The organism is Micrococcus luteus NCTC 2665, assembly GCF_000023205.1.
GTDB lineage: Bacteria > Actinomycetota > Actinomycetes > Actinomycetales > Micrococcaceae > Micrococcus > Micrococcus luteus.
Map to the genome: position 1 here is coordinate 1,458,648 of NC_012803.1, position 18,266 is coordinate 1,476,913.

At 73.5% G+C, this 18,266-nt stretch carries 16 protein-coding genes; 10 read left to right on the forward strand and 6 right to left on the reverse strand.

Annotated features, from left to right (window positions below):
• Positions 1 to 88 precede the first annotated feature (88 nt).
• Both sucB and MLUT_RS18180 read left to right on the forward strand, forming a co-directional pair.
• On the forward strand, positions 89 to 1,918 hold the full coding sequence (gene sucB, locus MLUT_RS18175) for a 2-oxoglutarate dehydrogenase, E2 component, dihydrolipoamide succinyltransferase (RefSeq protein ID WP_010078528.1): 1,830 nt from the start codon (positions 89 to 91) through the stop codon (positions 1,916 to 1,918).
• 18 nt (positions 1,919 to 1,936) lie between these two features.
• A complete protein-coding gene (locus MLUT_RS18180; RefSeq protein WP_010078527.1) occupies positions 1,937 to 2,281 on the forward strand; it encodes a hypothetical protein in 345 nt (114 codons plus the stop codon).
• 116 nt (positions 2,282 to 2,397) lie between these two features.
• On the opposite strand, the gene MLUT_RS18185 is transcribed toward MLUT_RS18180, so the two are convergent.
• Positions 2,398 to 4,083, reverse strand: coding sequence for a serine/threonine-protein kinase (locus MLUT_RS18185; RefSeq protein ID WP_012750912.1), 1,686 nt, complete (start codon positions 4,081 to 4,083; stop codon positions 2,398 to 2,400).
• 108 nt (positions 4,084 to 4,191) lie between these two features.
• Here MLUT_RS18185 and lipB point away from each other — a divergent pair, with 108 nt between their 5' ends.
• From lipB to MLUT_RS18200, 3 genes are read left to right on the forward strand one after another with little or no spacing between them, the layout of a single operon-like run.
• A complete protein-coding gene (gene lipB, locus MLUT_RS18190; protein WP_010078525.1) occupies positions 4,192 to 4,893 on the forward strand; it encodes a lipoyl(octanoyl) transferase LipB in 702 nt (233 codons plus the stop codon).
• Positions 4,890 to 5,897 (forward strand): lipoyl synthase, encoded by a 1,008-nt coding sequence (gene lipA / locus MLUT_RS18195; RefSeq protein ID WP_010078524.1) that lies wholly within the window; start codon positions 4,890 to 4,892, stop codon positions 5,895 to 5,897. The genes lipB and lipA overlap by 4 nt, the downstream gene beginning before the upstream one ends.
• 26 nt (positions 5,898 to 5,923) lie before the next feature.
• Positions 5,924 to 6,736: a DUF4191 domain-containing protein gene (locus MLUT_RS18200; protein ID WP_010078523.1), complete on the forward strand. Its 813-nt coding sequence runs from the start codon at positions 5,924 to 5,926 to the stop codon at positions 6,734 to 6,736.
• Between the two features lie 71 nt (positions 6,737 to 6,807).
• Here the strand turns inward: MLUT_RS18200 and MLUT_RS18205 are convergent, their stop codons facing one another.
• Positions 6,808 to 7,308 (reverse strand): RDD family protein, encoded by a 501-nt coding sequence (locus MLUT_RS18205; protein WP_010078522.1) that lies wholly within the window; start codon positions 7,306 to 7,308, stop codon positions 6,808 to 6,810.
• A gap of 151 nt (positions 7,309 to 7,459) precedes the next feature.
• Between MLUT_RS18205 and glnA the strand changes: the two genes are divergently transcribed.
• Both glnA and MLUT_RS18215 read left to right on the forward strand, forming a co-directional pair.
• Positions 7,460 to 8,884, forward strand: coding sequence for a type I glutamate--ammonia ligase (gene glnA, locus MLUT_RS18210; RefSeq protein ID WP_010078521.1), 1,425 nt, complete (start codon positions 7,460 to 7,462; stop codon positions 8,882 to 8,884).
• Between the two features lie 153 nt (positions 8,885 to 9,037).
• On the forward strand, positions 9,038 to 10,042 hold the full coding sequence (locus MLUT_RS18215; protein WP_010078520.1) for an LLM class flavin-dependent oxidoreductase: 1,005 nt from the start codon (positions 9,038 to 9,040) through the stop codon (positions 10,040 to 10,042).
• A gap of 66 nt (positions 10,043 to 10,108) precedes the next feature.
• On the opposite strand, the gene MLUT_RS18220 is transcribed toward MLUT_RS18215, so the two are convergent.
• The gene (locus MLUT_RS18220; protein WP_010078519.1) at positions 10,109 to 13,234 is read right to left on the reverse strand and encodes a bifunctional [glutamine synthetase] adenylyltransferase/[glutamine synthetase]-adenylyl-L-tyrosine phosphorylase; all 3,126 of its coding nucleotides are present in this window, start codon (positions 13,232 to 13,234) and stop codon (positions 10,109 to 10,111) included.
• 11 nt (positions 13,235 to 13,245) lie between these two features.
• Complete coding sequence (locus MLUT_RS18225) at positions 13,246 to 14,586, reverse strand: glutamine synthetase family protein (protein WP_010078518.1); 1,341 nt, start codon at positions 14,584 to 14,586, stop codon at positions 13,246 to 13,248.
• Positions 14,587 to 14,622: 36 nt separating this feature from the next.
• On the opposite strand from MLUT_RS18225, the gene panB reads away from it, so the two are divergent.
• Complete coding sequence (gene panB / locus MLUT_RS18230) at positions 14,623 to 15,486, forward strand: 3-methyl-2-oxobutanoate hydroxymethyltransferase (RefSeq protein WP_010078517.1); 864 nt, start codon at positions 14,623 to 14,625, stop codon at positions 15,484 to 15,486.
• Positions 15,487 to 15,554: 68 nt separating this feature from the next.
• Here panB and MLUT_RS18235 read toward each other — a convergent pair whose 3' ends face one another.
• Positions 15,555 to 15,767, reverse strand: a complete 213-nt coding sequence (locus tag MLUT_RS18235) for an SPOR domain-containing protein (protein WP_010078516.1) — start codon at positions 15,765 to 15,767, stop codon at positions 15,555 to 15,557.
• A 36-nt stretch (positions 15,768 to 15,803) separates the two neighbouring features.
• Between MLUT_RS18235 and map the strand changes: the two genes are divergently transcribed.
• Both map and ppgK read left to right on the forward strand, forming a co-directional pair.
• Positions 15,804 to 16,748 carry a type I methionyl aminopeptidase gene (gene map, locus MLUT_RS18240; protein ID WP_010078515.1) on the forward strand — a complete coding sequence of 315 codons (945 nt, stop codon included), beginning with the start codon at positions 15,804 to 15,806 and terminating at the stop codon, positions 16,746 to 16,748.
• A gap of 21 nt (positions 16,749 to 16,769) precedes the next feature.
• Positions 16,770 to 17,594, forward strand: a complete 825-nt coding sequence (gene ppgK / locus MLUT_RS18245) for a polyphosphate--glucose phosphotransferase (RefSeq protein WP_010078514.1) — start codon at positions 16,770 to 16,772, stop codon at positions 17,592 to 17,594.
• 158 nt (positions 17,595 to 17,752) lie between these two features.
• On the opposite strand, the gene nrdR is transcribed toward ppgK, so the two are convergent.
• Positions 17,753 to 18,247, reverse strand: a complete 495-nt coding sequence (gene nrdR / locus MLUT_RS18250; RefSeq protein WP_002855838.1) for a transcriptional regulator NrdR — start codon at positions 18,245 to 18,247, stop codon at positions 17,753 to 17,755.
• Positions 18,248 to 18,266: the final 19 nt, after the last annotated feature.

Below are 18,266 nucleotides of genomic sequence, written 5' to 3' on the forward strand. Positions count from 1 at the left end.
TGACCACCCCGGGTCCGTGCGTCGGGCCCACCTCGCAACCCCGGGTGGGCGCCCCCGGCGCCCACCCCTCATGAGGAGCATCGGAACCATGTCTGAAACCGTGAACCTGCCCGCCCTGGGCGAATCCGTCACCGAGGGCACCGTGACCCGCTGGCTCAAGGCCGTCGGCGACGAGGTCGCCGTCGACGAGCCCCTGGTGGAGGTCTCCACCGACAAGGTCGACACCGAGATCCCGTCCCCCGTGGCCGGCGTGCTCGAGGAGATCCTGGTCGAGGAGGACGACACCGTCGAGGTCGGCGCCCCGCTGGCCACGATCGGCGGCGGCTCCGCCGACACGTCGGAGGACGACGCCGCGGCCGAGGAGCCCGCCGTCGAGGAGGCTCAGCAGGACGATGTCCAGCAGGAGCCCGCCGGCGAGCCGGCCCCGGAGGAGCGTGCCTCCACCGACCAGGGCTCGAACGAGGCCCCGTCGGCCGGCGGCGATGCCTCCGAGGTCACCCTGCCCGCGCTGGGCGAGTCCGTGACCGAGGGCACCGTGACCCGCTGGCTGAAGTCCGTCGGCGACGAGGTCGAGGTCGACGAGCCGCTGCTCGAGGTCTCCACCGACAAGGTCGACACCGAGATCCCCTCCCCCGTGGCGGGCACCCTCCTGGAGATCCGTGCGGAGGAGGACGACACCGTCGAGGTGGGCGCCGTCCTCGCGCTCGTCGGCTCCGGCTCCGCCGGCGGCGGCTCCGCCCCGTCGGAGGGCTCCTCCGGCCAGGACGAGGCGTCCGCCGAGGAGATCGAGGACAAGGCGACCGAGGCCGAGGCCCCCGAGGAGACCGAGGAGGCCGCCGAGGCCGCCGGCGTCGAGAAGTCGGAGAAGACGCCCGAGGCGTCCCCGTCCGAGGAGGCCTCCCGGCGTGAGTCCGCGCAGGGCGAGACCGCCGAGGCGCCCTCCGCCACCGAGCCCGGCCAGGGCTACGTGACACCGCTGGTGCGCCGCCTGGCCCACCAGAACAACGTGGACCTGTCCACGGTCCGCGGCACGGGCGTCGGCGGCCGCATCCGCAAGCAGGACGTGCTCGCCGCCGCGCTGGCCTCGCAGGCCGCCGCAGACGGGTCCGAGGCTCCGGCCGAGCAGTCCTCCGAGGCTGCCGCCCCGTCGTCGGCCGCGTCCGCCCCGGCCACGAGCTCCTCCGTGGACCCCTCGGTCCGCGGCGAGGTGGAGAAGGCGCCGCGCATCCGCCAGGTCATCGCCCAGCGCATGCGCGAATCCCTCGACCTGTCCGCCCAGCTGACTCAGGTGCACGAGGTGGACCTCACCCGCATCGTGAAGCTGCGCAACAAGGCCAAGGCCTCCTTCCAGCAGCAGGCCGGCGTGAACCTGACGTACCTGCCGTTCATCACGAAGGCCGTCGCCGAGGCCCTCAAGCAGCACCCCAAGCTGAACGCGTCGCTCTCCAAGGACAACAAGGAGATCACCTACCACGCGTCCGAGGACATCGCGATCGCCGTGGACACGGAGAAGGGGCTGCTGGTGCCCGTCATCAAGGACGCCGGCTCCCTGAACCTGACGGGCCTCGCCCAGAAGATCGCCGACGTGGCCGAGCGCACCCGCACGAACAAGATCTCGCCGGACGAGCTCTCGGGCGGCACGTTCTCGATCACGAACATCGGTTCCGTGGGCGCGCTGTTCGACACGCCGATCATCAACCAGCCGCAGGTCGCGATCCTGGGCACCGGTGCGATCGTGAAGCGCCCCATGGTGGTGACCGACGCGGACGGCAACGACTCGATCGCCATCCGCCACATGATGTACTTGTCCCTGACCTACGACCACCGCCTGGTGGACGGGGCCGACGCGGGCCGCTTCCTGATGACGGTGCGTCAGCGTCTCGAGGGCGGCGAGTTCGCCAACGAGCTGGGTCTCTGACGGAAAGGGAGAAGGACTGTGGATATCCTGCACAGCATCCTGGTGGCCGTGCACATCGTGTCCGCCGCAGCGATCGTGGGCGGTTGGTTCGCGCACTTCCGCAACCCGACCGTCACCACCTCGCAGTGGTGGGGCTCCGTGGGCATGATCGTCTCCGGCGTGGTGCTTTTCGGCCTCGCCATGAGCGGGGAGCCGAACCACATGAAGCTGGGCGTCAAGTTCCTGATCGGCGTCATCGTCTTCGTGGCCGCCCTGATCGGCCGCCGCAAGTCCAACCGCGGGGAGGTCGTGCCCACGGGCCTGGCCCACGCGGTGGGCGGTCTGGGCCTGGTGAACATCCTGGTCGCCGTCCTCTGGCAGTGATCAGCCCAGGCGGCTGACGCCGCACCACGCCGCGGGCCCCGGGGAGCTTCTCCCCGGGGCCCGCGGCGTCCCCCCGTCGGGACCGCCGGCCTCCGGCGCTGGATCCGAGCTCGGGGTCAGCGCGGATCGACGGTCTCGACCCGCCACGTCCGATCCGCCGCGCCGCCGTCCCGCCCCTCGGGGCCCTCTCCGTGGCCGCTGCGCAGGACCAGCACGACCTCCTCGGCCGTCGCCTCCCGATGCGCCGCCACGCGTCCCGCGCGGTCCAGCACGGTGTGGGCCGACGTCCGGAGCACGGCGTCGACACGCAGCGCGTCGTCCCCGGCCCGCCGGGCGGGTCCGGCCTGCTCCACCGTCACCTCGAGGCCGGAGAAGGCGAACCCCTCGTCCGTCAGCCGGCGCAGCAGATCCCGGTCGTTCTCCCACGCCGGTCCCCCGGGCACGGCGTAGGCGTCCAGTCGCGCAGGCTCCGGGTCGATGAGCGCGGCCGTCCGGGCGTGGCCGACCGCGGCCAGCGCCTCGCCCACGTCGACGGCGTCCTCCCCGGCGGCGTCCTCCCCGGCGGCGTCCTCCCCGGGGGCACCCGCGTCCGGCACCCTCGCCGGCGTCCCGCTCTCCGGCGTCCCGTCCGCCGGGCGCGCCGCGTCCACCGAGGTGCCGGCCGGCACCGCGCCCGCCGGATCCGGCGCCCCCTCCGTCGCGTCGCCCAGGGACGCCGGCCACCACAGCCCCACGGTGCCGCCGCCGATGGCCAGCGCGGTGGCCAGCCCTGCGGCCAGGAGGACGCCCCGGCGTGGCGCCGCCCCACGTCGTCCCGCCAGCGCGCGCCGTCCCGGACCCGCGCGTCGTCGGCGTCGCCGCGTGGGCCCGGAGCCCGGCAGCACCGTGGGCAGCAGGTGCGCCACCTCGGCGGGGGCGGCCTCTCCGAGCGGGACCGGCTCGGGCCGGGCCGTCGCATACACGGCGGCGGCGGCCTCCTCCGCGCTCGGCCGCGCCGCCGGGTCCGGGGAGAGCGCCGCATCGAGCAGCAGCGCGAGCTCGGGGGACGCCTCGGGGACCAGGACGGGCAGCGGCGCCCGATGCCCGGCGGCGCCCGGCGCGCGACCGGTGAGCGCGTACCAGCCCAGGGCGGCCCACGCGTGGACGTCACTCGGCGCCCCCACCGCGGGCGACGCCCCCGGTTGCGCCCCGGCCCCCTCTACCGCGGCGAGCGCCTCGGGGGCCGCGAAGCCCGGCGTCGCCCCGGCCCCCGACGCCCCGCCGACCACCCGGGCGACGCCGAGGTCGGCGAGGGCCGGGCTGCCGTCGACGCCGAACAGGACGTTCGCCGGGGAGACGTCGCCGTGCACCACCCCCTCGCGGTGAAGGCACGCGAGTGCCTGCGCGATCGGGACGAGCACGGTGACGGCCTGCCCGGGGCTCAGGGGGCCGACCCGCTGCACCATGTCCTGCAGCGTGCCGGCCGCGCGGTGCTCGGTGAGGACTCCGAGGCCCCGGTCCGTCTCCACCACGCCGAGCACGCGCAGCAGATGGGGATGCGCGACCCGTCCGGCCTGCGCCTCCGCCGCCAGGGCGTCCGCCGCCGCGCCGGCACGGGGCACCTTCAGGGCGGATCGGACGCCCCGACCGTCCTCGACGAGCCAGACCTCCGCCTGGGCGCCCGCGCCGAGCAGCCGGACGGGTTCCCAGCCCGGGGTGCGCGGCGCAGCCGTGCCCGGCTCCGACGACCTCCCCGGTTCGGTCTCCGGCCCGCCGCCGACGCGTCCCGCCGCGCCGCCGTCCGCCTCGTCCCAGTCCCGCATCCGGCTCCCCTCTCCGCCGCGCCGTCCGTTCCACCCCAGGGTGCCGCATGTCCCCGAGCGTCACGGCGGTTGTCCACAGGTCCGGGCCCGAGCACTACAGTGGACGTCATGCCCGAGACCCTCCTGCCGCCCCTGCGCGTGCTCGGCCTGGCGCCCGATTTGGTGGACTACCACACCGCCTGGGACGCCCAGCGCGCCCTGCACGCGGACGTCGTCGCCGGCCGCTCCGACGGGGAGTTCCTCCTCCTGGAGCACGAGGCCGTCTACACGGCCGGTCGCCGCACCGAGGACGCAGAGCGACCCACGGACGGCGCCCCCGTCGTGGACGTGGACCGCGGCGGCAAGATCACGTGGCATGGGCCGGGCCAGCTGGTCGGCTACCCCGTGGTCCGGCTGCGCGACCGTGCCCACGTCAAGGACTACGTCTGGTTCCTCGAGGAGCTGCTGATCCGCACCGCCGCCGAGTTCGGCGTCACGGCCGTCCGCGTGGACGGGCGGGCGGGCATCTGGGTCCTCGCGGACCGGGACGACGACGGCGCGGCCCGCCCGGACCGCAAGGTCGGCGCCATCGGCCTGTCCATCCACGACGGCGTCTCGATGCACGGCTTCGCACTGAACTGCTCCAACTCCCTGGCCCCCTACGAGGGCATCATCGCGTGCGGCATCACGGACGCCGCCACCACCACCCTGTCGGTCGAGACGGGCCGGACCATCACCCCGGCCGACGTCGTGCCGGTGCTCACCCGTCATCTGGACGAGCTCGGGCCTGCGTACATCGCCGTCACCCCCACGGAAGGAATCCCCGCATGAGCCTCGCCCCCGAAGGACGCCGCCTGCTGCGCGTGGAGGCGCGCAACGCCGAGGTGCCCGTCGAGCGCAAGCCCGAGTGGATCAAGGCCAAGGTCCACATGGGCCCCGAGTACATCGGCCTGAAGAACAAGGTCAAGTCCGCCGGCCTGCACACCGTGTGCGAGGAGGCCGGCTGCCCCAACATCTTCGAGTGCTGGGAGGACCGCGAGGCCACGTTCCTCATCGGCGGCGACATCTGCACCCGCCGGTGTGACTTCTGCGACATCACCTCCGGCAAGCCGCGCCCCCTGGACATGGAGGAGCCGCAGAAGGTCGCCGAGAACATCCGCGAGATGGACCTGCGGTACGCCACCGTCACGGGCGTGGCCCGTGACGACCAGAAGGACGGCGCGGCGTGGCTCTACGCGGAGACCATCCGCCGCATCCACGCGCTCAACCCGGGGACCGGCGTCGAGATCCTGCCGCCGGACTTCGGCGCGGTGCCGGAGCTCGTCCAGCAGGTGTTCGACGCGCGGCCCGAGGTGTTCGCGCACAACCTGGAGACGGTGCCGCGCATCTTCAAGCGCATCCGCCCGGCCTTCACGTACGAGAAGTCCCTCCGGGTGCTCACGATGGCCAAGGCCGACGGGCTCGTGACCAAGTCCAACCTCATCCTCGGCATGGGCGAGGAGGACCACGAGATCGACCAGGCCCTGGTGGACCTGCACGAGTCCGGCTGCGACATCATCACCATCACGCAGTACGTGCGGCCCTCGAAGCTGCACCACCCCATCGACCGCTGGGTGAAGCCGCAGGAGTTCGTCCAGTGGTCCCAGCGCGCCGAGGAGATCGGCTTTCAGGGCGTCATGGCGGGCCCGCTGGTGCGCTCGTCGTACCGCGCGGGCAAGCTCTATGCGCAGGCCATGCAGCGCCTCGGCCGGACCCTGCCGGAGAACCTGGCGCACCTGGCCGGGGAGAAGACCGCCCGCCAGGAGGCCTCCGCCGTCGTCGCCCAGATGTCCTGAGCCGCCCGACTAGACTGGACCCCGTCATGACGAAGAACAGCCAGCCCCCCGCGTCCTCCTCCGGCTCCACCTCCGCCACGCTCAAGGAGGTCAAGGCCATGCAGCGCGAGCGTCGCCGTCGCGTCAAGGAGGAGACCCGCGCCCAGCGTCGGGACAAGCGCGCGGCGAAGGGCCCGGGCGTGATCTCCCAGCTCAAGCAGGCCTACGCCATGACCAAGGCGCACGACCCCAAGGTCGGACTGTGGATGCTGCTGGCCTTCCTGGGCGCCCTGGTCGTCGGCCTCGTCATCGGCCTCCTCCTGGACAACTGGATCACGTGGCTGCTCATCGCGATCCCGTTCGGTGTGCTCGCCGCCGTCGTCATCCTGAACCGGAAGGCGCGCCGCGCCGGGTTCGCCCAGCTCGAGGGCCGCCCCGGCGCCGCCGGCGCCGCGCTCTCCACGCTGGGCCGCGGCTGGATCGTGTCCGAGCAGCCGGCCGCCGTGAACCCGAAGACCCAGGACCTCGTCTACCGGGCCGTGGGCCGGCCGGGCGTGGTGCTGGTGACGGAGGGCCCCTCCCCCCGCGTCGCCGCGCTGGTGGTCAAGGAGGAGAAGGCCATGCGCCGCTTCCTGCCCGGCGTGCCCGTCACCGTGGTGGAGTCCGGCAACGGCCAGGGCCAGGTCCCGCTGCACGAGCTGCCCGGCACGCTCAAGGGCATGAAGAAGGCCCTCACGGCGCAGGAGGTCCAGGCCGTGGACAAGCGTCTGACCGCGCTCAACACCAACCGGCTGCCCATCCCCAAGGGCGTCGACCCGAACAAGGTGCGCCCGAGCCGCCGCGCGATGCGCGGCCGCTGAACCGGCCCCAGACGACAGGGGCGCCCCGCCGACGCACGGCGGGGCGCCCCTGTCGCGTGCGGGCGGGACGGTCACATGCGGATCTCGACCGTGTCCGCGAGCTTGTCGTGCAAGCCGCGCCCGTCCGGCCCGACGACGACGGCCGGCAGCACGAGGCACAGCAGCGCCGTGCGCAGCAGGATTCGGGGCAGGCCGGCCGGGCGGCCGCCGACGCGGACGACCTGGATGCGGCACACGGCCTTGCCCACCGTGGTGGCCAGCAGGGTGAGCCCGAGGACATGCATCGCCGCGAACACGAGGAGGGTGGCGATCGCGTCACCGTCGAAGGCCAGCCACGAGATGCCCAGGGCGATGAACCAGTCGAGGACGAGGGCGCCCATCCGGCGGGCCGCCGTCGCCATGGAGGCCGGACCCCGTTCCGGCAGGCCGAGCAGGTCCCCCGGCCAGCGGCCGCCCGCGCGGCCCCCGCCGGGACCGTCCACCCAGCTGGCGAGGTCGCGGCGCGTGATCAGCGGCTCGTCGCGGCGGGTCGGTTCGGGCTCTTGCGCGGGGTCGGGTGCTCTGCGTGCCACCGGCCCAGCCTACCGGCGCGGGACCGCGAGGCTCGCCGTGGGGCGTCACCGACGCCCACGGAGGCCGCCGGGCAAGTAGGGTGATGACACCCGCCACGCCAGCGCCGCCGTGCCGGACATGCCACCATCGTCACGACCACAGGAGCGCACCATGTTCACCTCCCCCGCGGACGTCCTCGCGTACATCAAGGATGAGGGGATCGAGTTCGTCGACATCCGCTTCACCGACCTCCCCGGCATGCAGCACCACTTCAACGTGCCCGCGTCCACGGTCGACGAGGACTTCTTCACCACGGGCCAGCTGTTCGACGGCTCCTCCATCCGGGGCTTCGCCGGCATCGCCGAGTCCGACATGCAGCTCATCCCGGACGTCGCGACGGCCTTCGTGGACCCCTTCCGGGTCCGCAAGACCCTCACGATGAACTTCTCCATCGTGAACCCCCGCACCGGCGAGCCCTACCTGCGCGACCCGCGCGGCGTGGCCCAGCGCGCGGAGGCCTACCTGAGCTCCTCCGGCATCGCCGACACGGCGTTCTTCGCCCCCGAGGCCGAGTTCTTCATCTTCGAGGACGTCCGCTACGAGTCCTCCCCCCGCGGCTCGTTCTACGCCGTGGACTCGGACGAGGCCTGGTGGAACGCCTCCCGCGAGGACGAGGGCGGCAACCTGAGCCACAAGACCGGCCTCAAGGGCGGCTACTTCCCCGTCTCCCCCACGGACAAGCAGGCCGACCTGCGCGACGAGATCTGCTCGGTCCTGGCCGAGGTCGGCCTCGAGGTAGAGCGCTCCCACCACGAGGTGGCCGCCGCGGGCCAGGCGGAGATCAACTACCGCTTCAACACGCTGACCCACTCGGCGGACGACCTGCAGAAGTTCAAGTACGTCGTCAAGAACGTCGCCAACATGTTCGGCAAGTCCGCGACCTTCATGCCCAAGCCCGTCTTCGGCGACAACGGCTCCGGCATGCACTGCCACCAGTCCCTGTGGAACGGCGGCGAGCCGCTGTTCTTCGACGAGAAGGGCTACGCGAACCTCTCGGACACCGCCCGCTGGTACATCGGCGGCCTGCTGAAGCACGCCTCCGCGGTCCTGGCCTTCACCAACCCCACGGTGAACTCCTACCGCCGCCTGGTGCCGGGCTTCGAGGCCCCCGTGAACATGGTTTACTCGCAGGGCAACCGCTCGGCGGGCATCCGCATCCCGATCACCGGCTCCAACCCGAAGGCCAAGCGCATCGAGTTCCGCGCCCCGGACGCCTCGGGCAACCCGTACCTCGCGTTCGCCGCGCAGCTGATGGCCGGCCTGGACGGCATCCGCAACCGCATCGAGCCGGCCGAGCCGATCGACAAGGACCTCTACGAGCTGCCGGCCGAGGAGGCCGCCGACATCCAGAAGGCACCCGCCACCCTGGACGAGGCCCTGAACGCCCTCGAGGAGGACCACGAGTTCCTCCTGGCCGGCGACGTGTTCACCGAGGAGCTGATCGAGACCTGGATCGCGTACAAGCGCGAGATGGAGATCGCCCCGCTGGCCCTGCGCCCGAACCCCTACGAGTTCGAGCTCTACTACTCGGTCTGATCCGCCCGCCGCGGCCCCGACGACGGCCGTTCGTCTCCCACGCCGGAGGCGGGCGGCCGTCGTCGTGCCCGGCCGCGGAATAGTCCGGGGCCGGTGGGCGCTGGATCTGTGGAGACCTCCGCCCGGCCGGGCGGCCCGCAGACCAGGAGCACCATGACCGAGCACACCGCCCCCACCCCCCTGCCGCTGTCACTGCTGGACCTCGCCCTCGTCCGCGACGGCGCCCCGATGGGCGAAGCCTTCGCCGAATCCGTGGAGCAGGCACGCGTCGCCGAGGCAGAAGGCTTCCGGCGCGTCTGGTACGCCGAGCACCACAACATGCCCTCCATCGCCTCCTCCGCCACGGCCGTACTCATCGCGCACGTGGCCGCCCACACCGACTCGATCCGCCTCGGCTCCGGCGGCGTCATGCTGCCCAACCACTCGCCGCTGGTGATCGCCGAGCAGTTCGGCACCCTGGCCGAGCTGCACCCCGGCCGCATCGACCTGGGCCTGGGTCGCGCCCCCGGCACCGACCAGCGGACGCTGCAGGCGCTGCGCCGGGATCCGTCGGCGGCCGAGCGCTTCCCGCAGGACGTGCTCGAGCTGCAGGGCTACCTCACCGGCCAGAGCCTGATCCCCGGCATCGACGCCTACCCCGGCAAGGGCACCAACGTGCCGCTGTACATCCTCGGCTCCTCGGCGTTCGGCGCCCAGCTGGCCGCGCAGCTCGGCCTGGGCTACGCGTTCGCGAGCCACTTCGCACCGCAGATGCTCGAGCATGCGGCGCGCCTGTACCGGGAGAACTTCGAGCCCTCCGAGGCCCTCGCGGAGCCGCACTTCATCGCGGCGGCCAACGTGATCGCCGCGGACACCGAGGAGGTGGCCGAGCGGGAGTGGCAGGCCGCGCAGCGGGCGCGCATCCGGATGATGCTCGGCCGGGGCCGCACCCTCACCGACGACGAGGTCGAGATGCTGCTGCACTCCCCCGCCGGTCAGCAGGTGCTCGGGATGCTCGAGTGCACGGCCGTGGGCACCGGCCCGACGACGGCGGCGTGGCTGCACGACTTCGCGGCGCGGGTCCAGGCGGACGAGCTGATCGTGACCACGGCCGCGCCGGACCCCGACGTGCGGCGACGCACCCTGGAGCTGCTCGGGGAGCACGTCGTGCGCGCCTGAGCCGGCGCTCGCGACACCGGAGCACGGCCGGCCCGCCACCCCGTCGAGGTGGCGGGCCGGCGTCGTTCAGAGCCCGTAGAACCGGGTCTCGAACACCTGACGGGCCAGGCGGGTCACCCGCAGGTAGCGCTCCTCGAGCTCCCCGCCGGCCGTGCCCACTCCGCTGAGGCGGGCCACGGCCTCGAGGTCGCGCATGTTCGTGGGCAGCACGTCCGAGACCTTGCCCGTCCACAGCAGCAGGGCGGCGCGGATCCGGGTGGCCAGCAGCCAGGCCTCCTCGAGGACGGCGACCTCGGACTCGGGCAGCAGGTCGTGCCGGGCGATCGCCCGCAGCGCCGGCAGCGTGCCGGTCACGCGCAGGTCCTCGATCTGACCGGCGTGCTTGAGCTGCAGCGACTGCACGAGCCACTCGACGTCCGAGAGCCCCCCGCGCCCGAGCTTGACGTGGCGCGCCGGATCCGCCCCGCGGGGCAGCCGCTCGGCCTCCACGCGGGCCTTGATCCGGCGGATCTCCCGGGCGTCGGCGGCCGAGAGGTCCTGCGCATAGCGGACGCCGTCGGCCCAGCGTCGGAAGTCGGTGGCCAGGTCGTCGTCGCCGGCCAGGGGGCGGGCGCGCAGCAGCGCCTGCCGCTCCCACACCTCGGCCCAGCGGCCGTAGTACTCCCGGTACGAGTCCAGGGTGCGCACCAGGGGCCCCTGGCGTCCCTCGGGGCGCAGGTCGGCGTCCACCTCGAGCCGCCGCTCCCCGGGCAGCGGCGGCGCGGCGGGCTTCTGCAGGAGGGCCATGAGCATGCGGACGACCTCCTCGGCCTGCTCGCGCGCCCGCTCCTCGTCCGCGCCGGGGCGGGGCCGATGCACGAACAGGGCGTCCAGGTCCGAGCCGTAGGTGATCTCCCGCCCGCCCTGGCGGCCCATCGCCACCACGAGCACGTCGGTGAAAGGCTCGGCGTCCCCGACGACGGCCCGCCACGCCACCCGCAGGGCGCCGACCACCGTCACCTGGTCGATGTCCGCGAGCGCGCTGCAGACGGATTCCAGGTCCAGCAGGCCGGACATGTCGGCCAGGGCGACACGCAGCGTCTCGCTGCGCCGCACCTGCCGCACGTGGCGCACGGCCGCGGGGGCCTCCTCCGCGGCCACGCGGCGGTCGAGCCGCGCGTCGACCTGGCGCCAGAGCTGTATGGCGCCCCGGGGGTCGAGCTCCCGGTCGTCCCCCACCCAGGCCACGGCCTCGGGCGAGTGCTCGAGCAGGTCCCCCACGAACCGGGAGCCGGACAGGACCAGGCACAGCCGCCGGGCGGCATCCGAGGAGTCGCGGAGCATCCGCAGATACCAGGCCGTGCCGCCCAGCGACTCGGAGAGCCGGCGGAAGGCGAGCAGGCCGCCGTCGGGGTCGGCGCCCCGCGCGAACCACCCGAGCATGGCCGGCAGCAGCTGCCGCTGGACCGCGGCCCGGCGCGAGACGCCCTGCGTGAGGGCCTCGATGTGCCGCAGGGCGCCCTGCGGGTCGCGGTAGCCCAGCGCCGCCAGGCGGTCGCGGACGGCCTCCGCGGACAGCCGCACGTCCTCGGCGGACAGGGCGGCCGTCGTCGACAGCAGCGGCCGGTAGAACACGGTCTCGTGGAGACCGCGCACGGCGCGGCGCACGCGCGTGAACTCGGCCTGCAGGTCCTCGCCGGTGGCGGGGCCCCGGTCCGCGGCGCCGCGCATCGACCGGGCGACGACGCGGCGGGCCTCCTCCTTGACCGGCATCAGGTGGGTGCGCCGCAGGTGCACGAGTTGGATGCGGTGCTCGAGGGTGCGCAGCCAGCGGTAGTGCTCGTCGAACGCCCGCGCGTCGCGCGGGGTGACGTAGGAGGCGGCGTGCAGCGCCCGCACCGCCTCGAGCGTGCCGCGCACCCGCAGCGACTCGTCCGCGCGGCCGTGCACGAGCTGGAGCAGCTGGGCCGTGAACTCGACGTCGCGCAGGCCGCCGGGCCCGAGCTTGATCTCCCGCTCGCGCTCCGCAGGGGCGAGGGTGTCCAGGACCCGGGCGCGCATGGCCCGGACGGACTCGACGAACCCGTCGCGCGAAGAGGACTCCCACACCCGGGGCCAGATCTCCGCGATGTAGCGCTCGCCGAGCTGTGGCGAGCCCGCGATGGGGCGGGCCTTGAGCAGGGCCTGGAACTCCCAGCCGTGGGCCCAGCGGCGGTAGTACTCGGCGTGGGACTCCACGGTGCGGCTCAGGGCGCCGTCCTTGCCCTCGGGACGCAGGTTGGCGTCCACTTCCCACAGTCCCGGCTCGGGGGCCGCGCCCTGGATCACGCGGCCGATGCCCGCGGCCAGCTCGGCCGCGAGCGCGGCGGCGCGCGGCCCGTCCGGGACCTCGGCGTCGGAGTCCGCGCCGTCCACGGCCTCGCGGACGGCGTGCGCGAACACGACGTCCACGTCCGAGACGTAGTTGAGCTCCCCGGCGCCGCACTTGCCCATGCCGATCACGGCGAGGTCCAGGCGGTCCACCACCGAGCCCTCCCGCTCGGTGAGGACGGCCCGCGAGACGGCGAGCGCCGCGTCCACGGTGGCGCCGGCCAGGTCCGCGAGCCAGCGGCCCACCGAGGGCATGGCCGCCGTGGGCTCGGCGGAGTCGAGGTCGCGCAGGGCGATCGCGGCCAGCTGGCGACGGTAGGCGCGGCGCAGGGCGACGGCGGCGTCCTTGCCGGTGACGGCGGCGATGGGGCGGTCGGCGTCCGGGTCGGCTCCCACCGAGTCCAGGAGCAGGCGGCGCAGGGTGGCGGACGCATCACCCCAGGGCTCGCCGTCGGCGGGGTCGGGCTGGGCGAGGGCGGGCGCGGTGGCGGCGGCCGCGTCCGGGTCGAGGACGAGGTCCAGGTGCTCGGGACGGCGGATGAGGAACTCGCCGAGGGCCTCGGAGGCGCCGAGAAGTCGCAGCAGGCGGGCCGTCGTCTCGGGGTCCCGGAGGGCGTGGTGGACGCGGGGCTCACGCTCGGCCAGGCGCACCCACAGCAGCAGGGCCCGGTCGGGATCGGCGGCGTGGCCGAGGAGCTCGACGAGGGGACGCACGTCCACGCCCTCGAACTCGGGCGAGGTGAGCAGCGTCTGCACGCGACCGGCGTCGGCGACGCCGGCGTGCGCGAGGGTGCGGCGGTCCGGGACGGCGGGCAGCGCACCGGTGGCGGGCAGGGAGGACACGGGCGCCCGTCTCAGAGGCCGGAGAGGTAGCGGCGGAGCTCGTACGGGGTGACCTCCACGCGGTAGTCGTCCCATTCCTGCCGCTTGTTGCGCAGGAGTGCGTCGAAGACGTGCTCGCCCAGCACGGACGCCACGAACTCGGACTCCTCAGCGGGGCGCAGGGCGTCGTGCAGGGTGCCAGGCAGGGGCACGTGGCCGAGCACGCGCCGTTCGTGGGTGGTCAACGCGCTGATGTCCTCGGCGGCGGCCTCGGGCAGCTCGTAGCCCTCCTCGATGCCCTTGAGCCCGGCCGCGATCAGCAGGGCGTAGGCGAGGTACGGGTTGGCCGAGGCGTCGATACCGCGGTACTCGATGCGGGCCGAGCCGGCCTTGTCCGGCTTGTACAGGGGAACGCGCACGAGGGCGGAGCGGTTGTTGTGCCCCCACGAGGTGTACGACGGGGCCTCTCCCCCGCCCCAGAGACGCTTGTAGGAGTTGACGAACTGGTGGGTCACGGCGGTGATCTCCACGGAGTGGCGCAGCAGGCCCGCGATGAACCGGCGGCCCGTGACGGAGAGCCGGAATTCGTCCGCGGGGTCGTAGAAGGCGTTCGCGTCGCCCTCGAAGAGGGAGAAGTGGGTGTGCATGCCGGAGCCCGGGTGGTGGGAGAACGGCTTGGGCATGAACGTGGCGTACGTGCCCTGGGCGGCGGCGACCTCCTTGACGACGGTCCGGAACGTCATCACGTTGTCCGCCGTCGTGAGCGCGTCCGCAGCGCACAGGTCGATCTCGTTCTGGCCGGGACCGTTCTCGTGGTGGCTGAACTCCACGGAGATGCCCATCCCCTCGAGGAGGCTGACGGCGTCGCGGCGGAAGTCGGCCGCGTCGGAGCCGGGCACGTTGTCGAAGTAGCCCGCGCGGTCCACGGGCACCGGCTCCCCGTCCGGGCCGGGCTGGTCCGACTGCAGGAGGTAGAACTCGATCTCCGGGTGGGTGAAGCACGTGAAGCCCCGATCGGCGGCCCGGTCCAGCACGCGGCGCAGCACGTGCCGCGGGTCGGCGGGGGCGGGCCGGCCGTCCGGGGTGAGCACGTCGCAGAACATCCGGGAGCTCTGTCCCTGGTCGCCGCGCCACGGCAGGATCTGGAAGGTCGAGGGATCGGGCTGCAGCAGCATGTCCGACTCGGAGATGCGGGTGTATCCGTCGATCGAGGAGCCGTCGAAGCCCAGGCCCTCCGTGAAGGCGTTCTCCACCTCGGCCGGAGACAGGGCCACCGACTTCAGGGTGCCGATCACGTCCGTGAACCAGAGCCGGACGAACCTGACGTCCCGGTCCTCGATGGTGCGGAGCACGTAGTCCTGCTGTCGATCCATGCCGCCACTCTAGACGCGCCGCGTAGACTCCGGCCCATGTCCGCTCCCCAGTCCCCCCGGCAGCCTGACGACAGCGCCCCCTACGGTCCGCCCGCCCCGTCCCGGTACCGGACGGTCCACCTGCAGCGGGCCAAGGACGAGGACCGGCGCTTCGCGATGCTCACCACCTACGACGCGATGACGGCGGCCCTGTTCGACGAGGCCGGCGTCGAGGTGCTGCTGGTGGGGGACTCGGTGGGCAACACCGTGCTGGGCCATCCCACCACCCTGCCGGTCACCCTGGACCAGATGATCCTGTTCACCCAGGCCGTGGTGCGCGGCGCCGAGCGTGCCCTCGTGGTCGCGGACCTGCCCTTCGGCTCGTACGAGGCCTCCCCGCGGCAGGCCGTCGAGTCGGCCGTGCGCCTCGTGAAGGAGTCCGGTGCGCACGCCGTCAAGGTGGAGGGCGACGAGCGCTTCGCCCAGCACGTGGCCGCGATGACGGCCGCCGGCGTCGCGGTCATGGCCCACATCGGCTTCACCCCGCAGTCCGAGCACGTGCTCGGCGGCTACCGGGTGCAGGGCCGCGGCGCGGGGGCGGCCGAGCGGATGACGGCGTCGGCCCGGGCCCTCGAGGCCGCGGGGGCGTTCGCCGTCCTGATGGAGATGGTCCCCTCGGACGTCGCCGCCGCCGTCGACGCCGCGCTGCGTGTGCCCACCGTGGGCATCGGCGCGGGCCCGGGCACCACGGGCCAGGTGCTCGTGTGGCAGGACATGCTCGGCCTGCGCGAGGGCCGGGTGCCCCGGTTCGTCCGTCAGTACGCCCGCCTGCACGAGGTCGTGGGCGAGGCGGTCCGGGCCTATCGCGCGGACGTGCTCGACGGCGCGTTCCCGGCCCCGGAGCACGGCTTCGAGGGCTGAACCCGCCCCGTGAGACGACCGGGCCCCCGTCCCGAGGGACGGGGGCCCGGTGTCGTCCGGCGCCGCGGTCAGGAGGCGTCGTCGACGGGACGGCTGTCCCAGTCGTCGTCGCGCTCGTCCTCGGCGTCGGCGGCCTCGTTGTTCGCCCGCACGCGGTCCATCGCGGCCTGGGCCTCCTCACGGGTGCCGAACGGGCCCAGCAGCTGGGACCAGTCCGACTGGGCGCCCACCTCCACCTGATGCGTGTTGACGTTGTACCAGAACTCGCTCGTCTCGGTCATGGGGGCCACAGTAGCCGGGCCGATAGGCTGGCGGACATGTCCCAGCGTCAGAACCCCGCCGCCCCGTCCAGCCACAACGGTCCCCGCCCCGCGGGACCCGCCGCGCCGGAGCCCGGGTCGCTCGCCCCCGTCGGCACCCTGACGCCCGGGGCCCCGTCCCCCGCCCCGCCCGTGCCGTCCGCGATCCCGCGCCCCGAGTACGTCGGCAAGGCCACCGCGGACGAGGGCAACGCCTCGGACGTCTACGACGCCGCCGGCGTCGAGCGGATCCGCGCGGCCGGTCGCCTGGCCGCGCAGGCCATGGAGCACACCGCCGCCCACATCCGCCCGGGCGTCACCACGGACGAGCTGGACCGGATCGCGCACGCCTTCCTCGTGGAGCGCGGCGCCTACCCGTCCTGCCTGGGCTACCGCGGCTTCCCGCGGTCCATCTGCACCTCGATCAACGAGGTCATCTGCCACGGCATCCCGGACGGCACCGTCCTGGAGGACGGGGACATCGTCAACCTGGACATCACCGCCTACCTGGACGGCGTCCACGGGGACCACAACCGCACCTACCTGGTCGGCGACGTGGACGAGGAGTCCCGTCTGCTCGTCGAGCGCACCGAGGAGGCCCTGCGCCGCGGCATCCGCGCCGTGAAGCCCGGCCGTCAGGTCAACGTGATCGGCCGCGCCATCGAGTCCTACGCCAAGCGCTTCGGCTACGGCGTGGTGCGCGACTTCATCGGCCACGGCGTGGGCGTGGACTTCCACTCCGGCCTCGTGATCCCCCACTACGACGCGGCCCCGGCCCACGACCGCCTGCTCGTGCCCGGCATGGTGTTCACCATCGAGCCGATGCTCACCCTCGGCACGATCGAGTGGGACCAGTGGGACGACGGCTGGACCGTGGTGACCCGCGACCGCCGTCGCACCGCGCAGTTCGAGCACACGATCGTGGTCACGGACGACGGCGCGGAGATTCTCACACTGCCGTGACCCGGCACTAAGCTGGGGGCCGTGACGACGCACACCAGCACCGCCCAGCGCTCCTCCAAGTACCCCACGACGATCGGCATCGACGTCGGGGGGACCGGCATGAAGGGCGGCCTGGTCCGCCTCGGGTCGGGGCCGAAGGCGGGCACCCTGCGCGGGGACCGCTTCCGCATCCCCACCCCGCAGCCGGCCATGCCCGAGCCCGTGGCGGCGACCCTGGCGGCCATCACCGCCGAGCTCGACGGGCGCGAGAAGGCGCCGAAGCCCTCCGCCCCGCTCGGCGTGTGCTTCCCCTCGATCGTCAAGGACGGGGTGTGCCTGTCCGCGAACAACATCGACCACACGTGGATCGGCACGGACCTGCGCGGCACGTTCGAGGAGCACCTGCGCCGCCCCGTCACCGTGGTCAACGACGCCGACGCCGCCGGCCTCGCGGAGGCCCGCTACGGAGCCGGGCGGGGCGTGCGCGGCCTGGTGCACGTGATCACCCTCGGGACCGGCATCGGCGGCGCGATGATCCACGACGGCATGCTCGTCCCGAACTTCGAGGTCGGCTCGCTGGAGCTCGACGGCGTGATGGCCGAGTCGCGGGCCTCCGCGAAGGCCCGGGAGCGCGATCAGCTCAGCTGGGCCGAGTACGCCGAGCGACTGCAGCGCTTCTTCTCCCACGTGGAGCGGATCTTCTCGCCCGACCTGTTCATCGTCGGCGGCGGCATCTCCAAGCGGCCGGACGACTACCTGCCGCTGCTGCGCCTGCGCACCCCGATCGTCCCGGCCCAGCTGCAGAACAACGCGGGCATCGTGGGCGCCGCCCTGGCCGCGCACGGCTCGCTCGCCGACGGCAACTGAGGGCGAAGACACCGAGGGCGGTTCCGGCTTCCCCTCCGGAACCGCCCTCGGCAGTCGGTTCGGGCCGACTGAGGTCGGCCCGGGGATCACTGTAGCGCCTGGAGGCCGTGTGCACCACTGCACCGTCGATCCCGGCGGCGGCGTCGCATCGGCCCGGGTCAGCGGGTGAACAGCCGCGGCTGCACGGCGGGACGGCCGCGGTCGTCCCCGTCACCGGCCCGGAGCTCCGCGATGGCCTCCTCGAAGTCGTCGAGGGACTCGAAGTCCCGGTAGACCGAGGCGAAGCGCAGGAAGGCCACCTGGTCGAGACGGCGCAGCGGATCGAGGATGGCCAGGCCGACGTCGTGGGCGTCCACCTCGGCGTTGCCCGTGGCACGGACCGTCTCCTCGACCTCCTGGGCGAGCATGGCCAGGTCGTCGCTCGTCACCGGCCGCCCCTGGCACGCCTTCCGGACGCCGTTGATCACCTTGGAGCGGTCGAACGGCTCCGCCACCCCGGAGCGCTTGACGACGGTCAGGGCGGTGGTCTCCATGGTGGTGAACCGCTTGCCGCAGGCCTGACACTGCCGACGCCGACGGATGGCGGAGCCGTCGTCGAGGGAGCGTGAATCCACCACGCGCGAGTCCTCATGACGGCAGAACGGGCAGTGCATCAGCTCTCTCCTCCTGGGC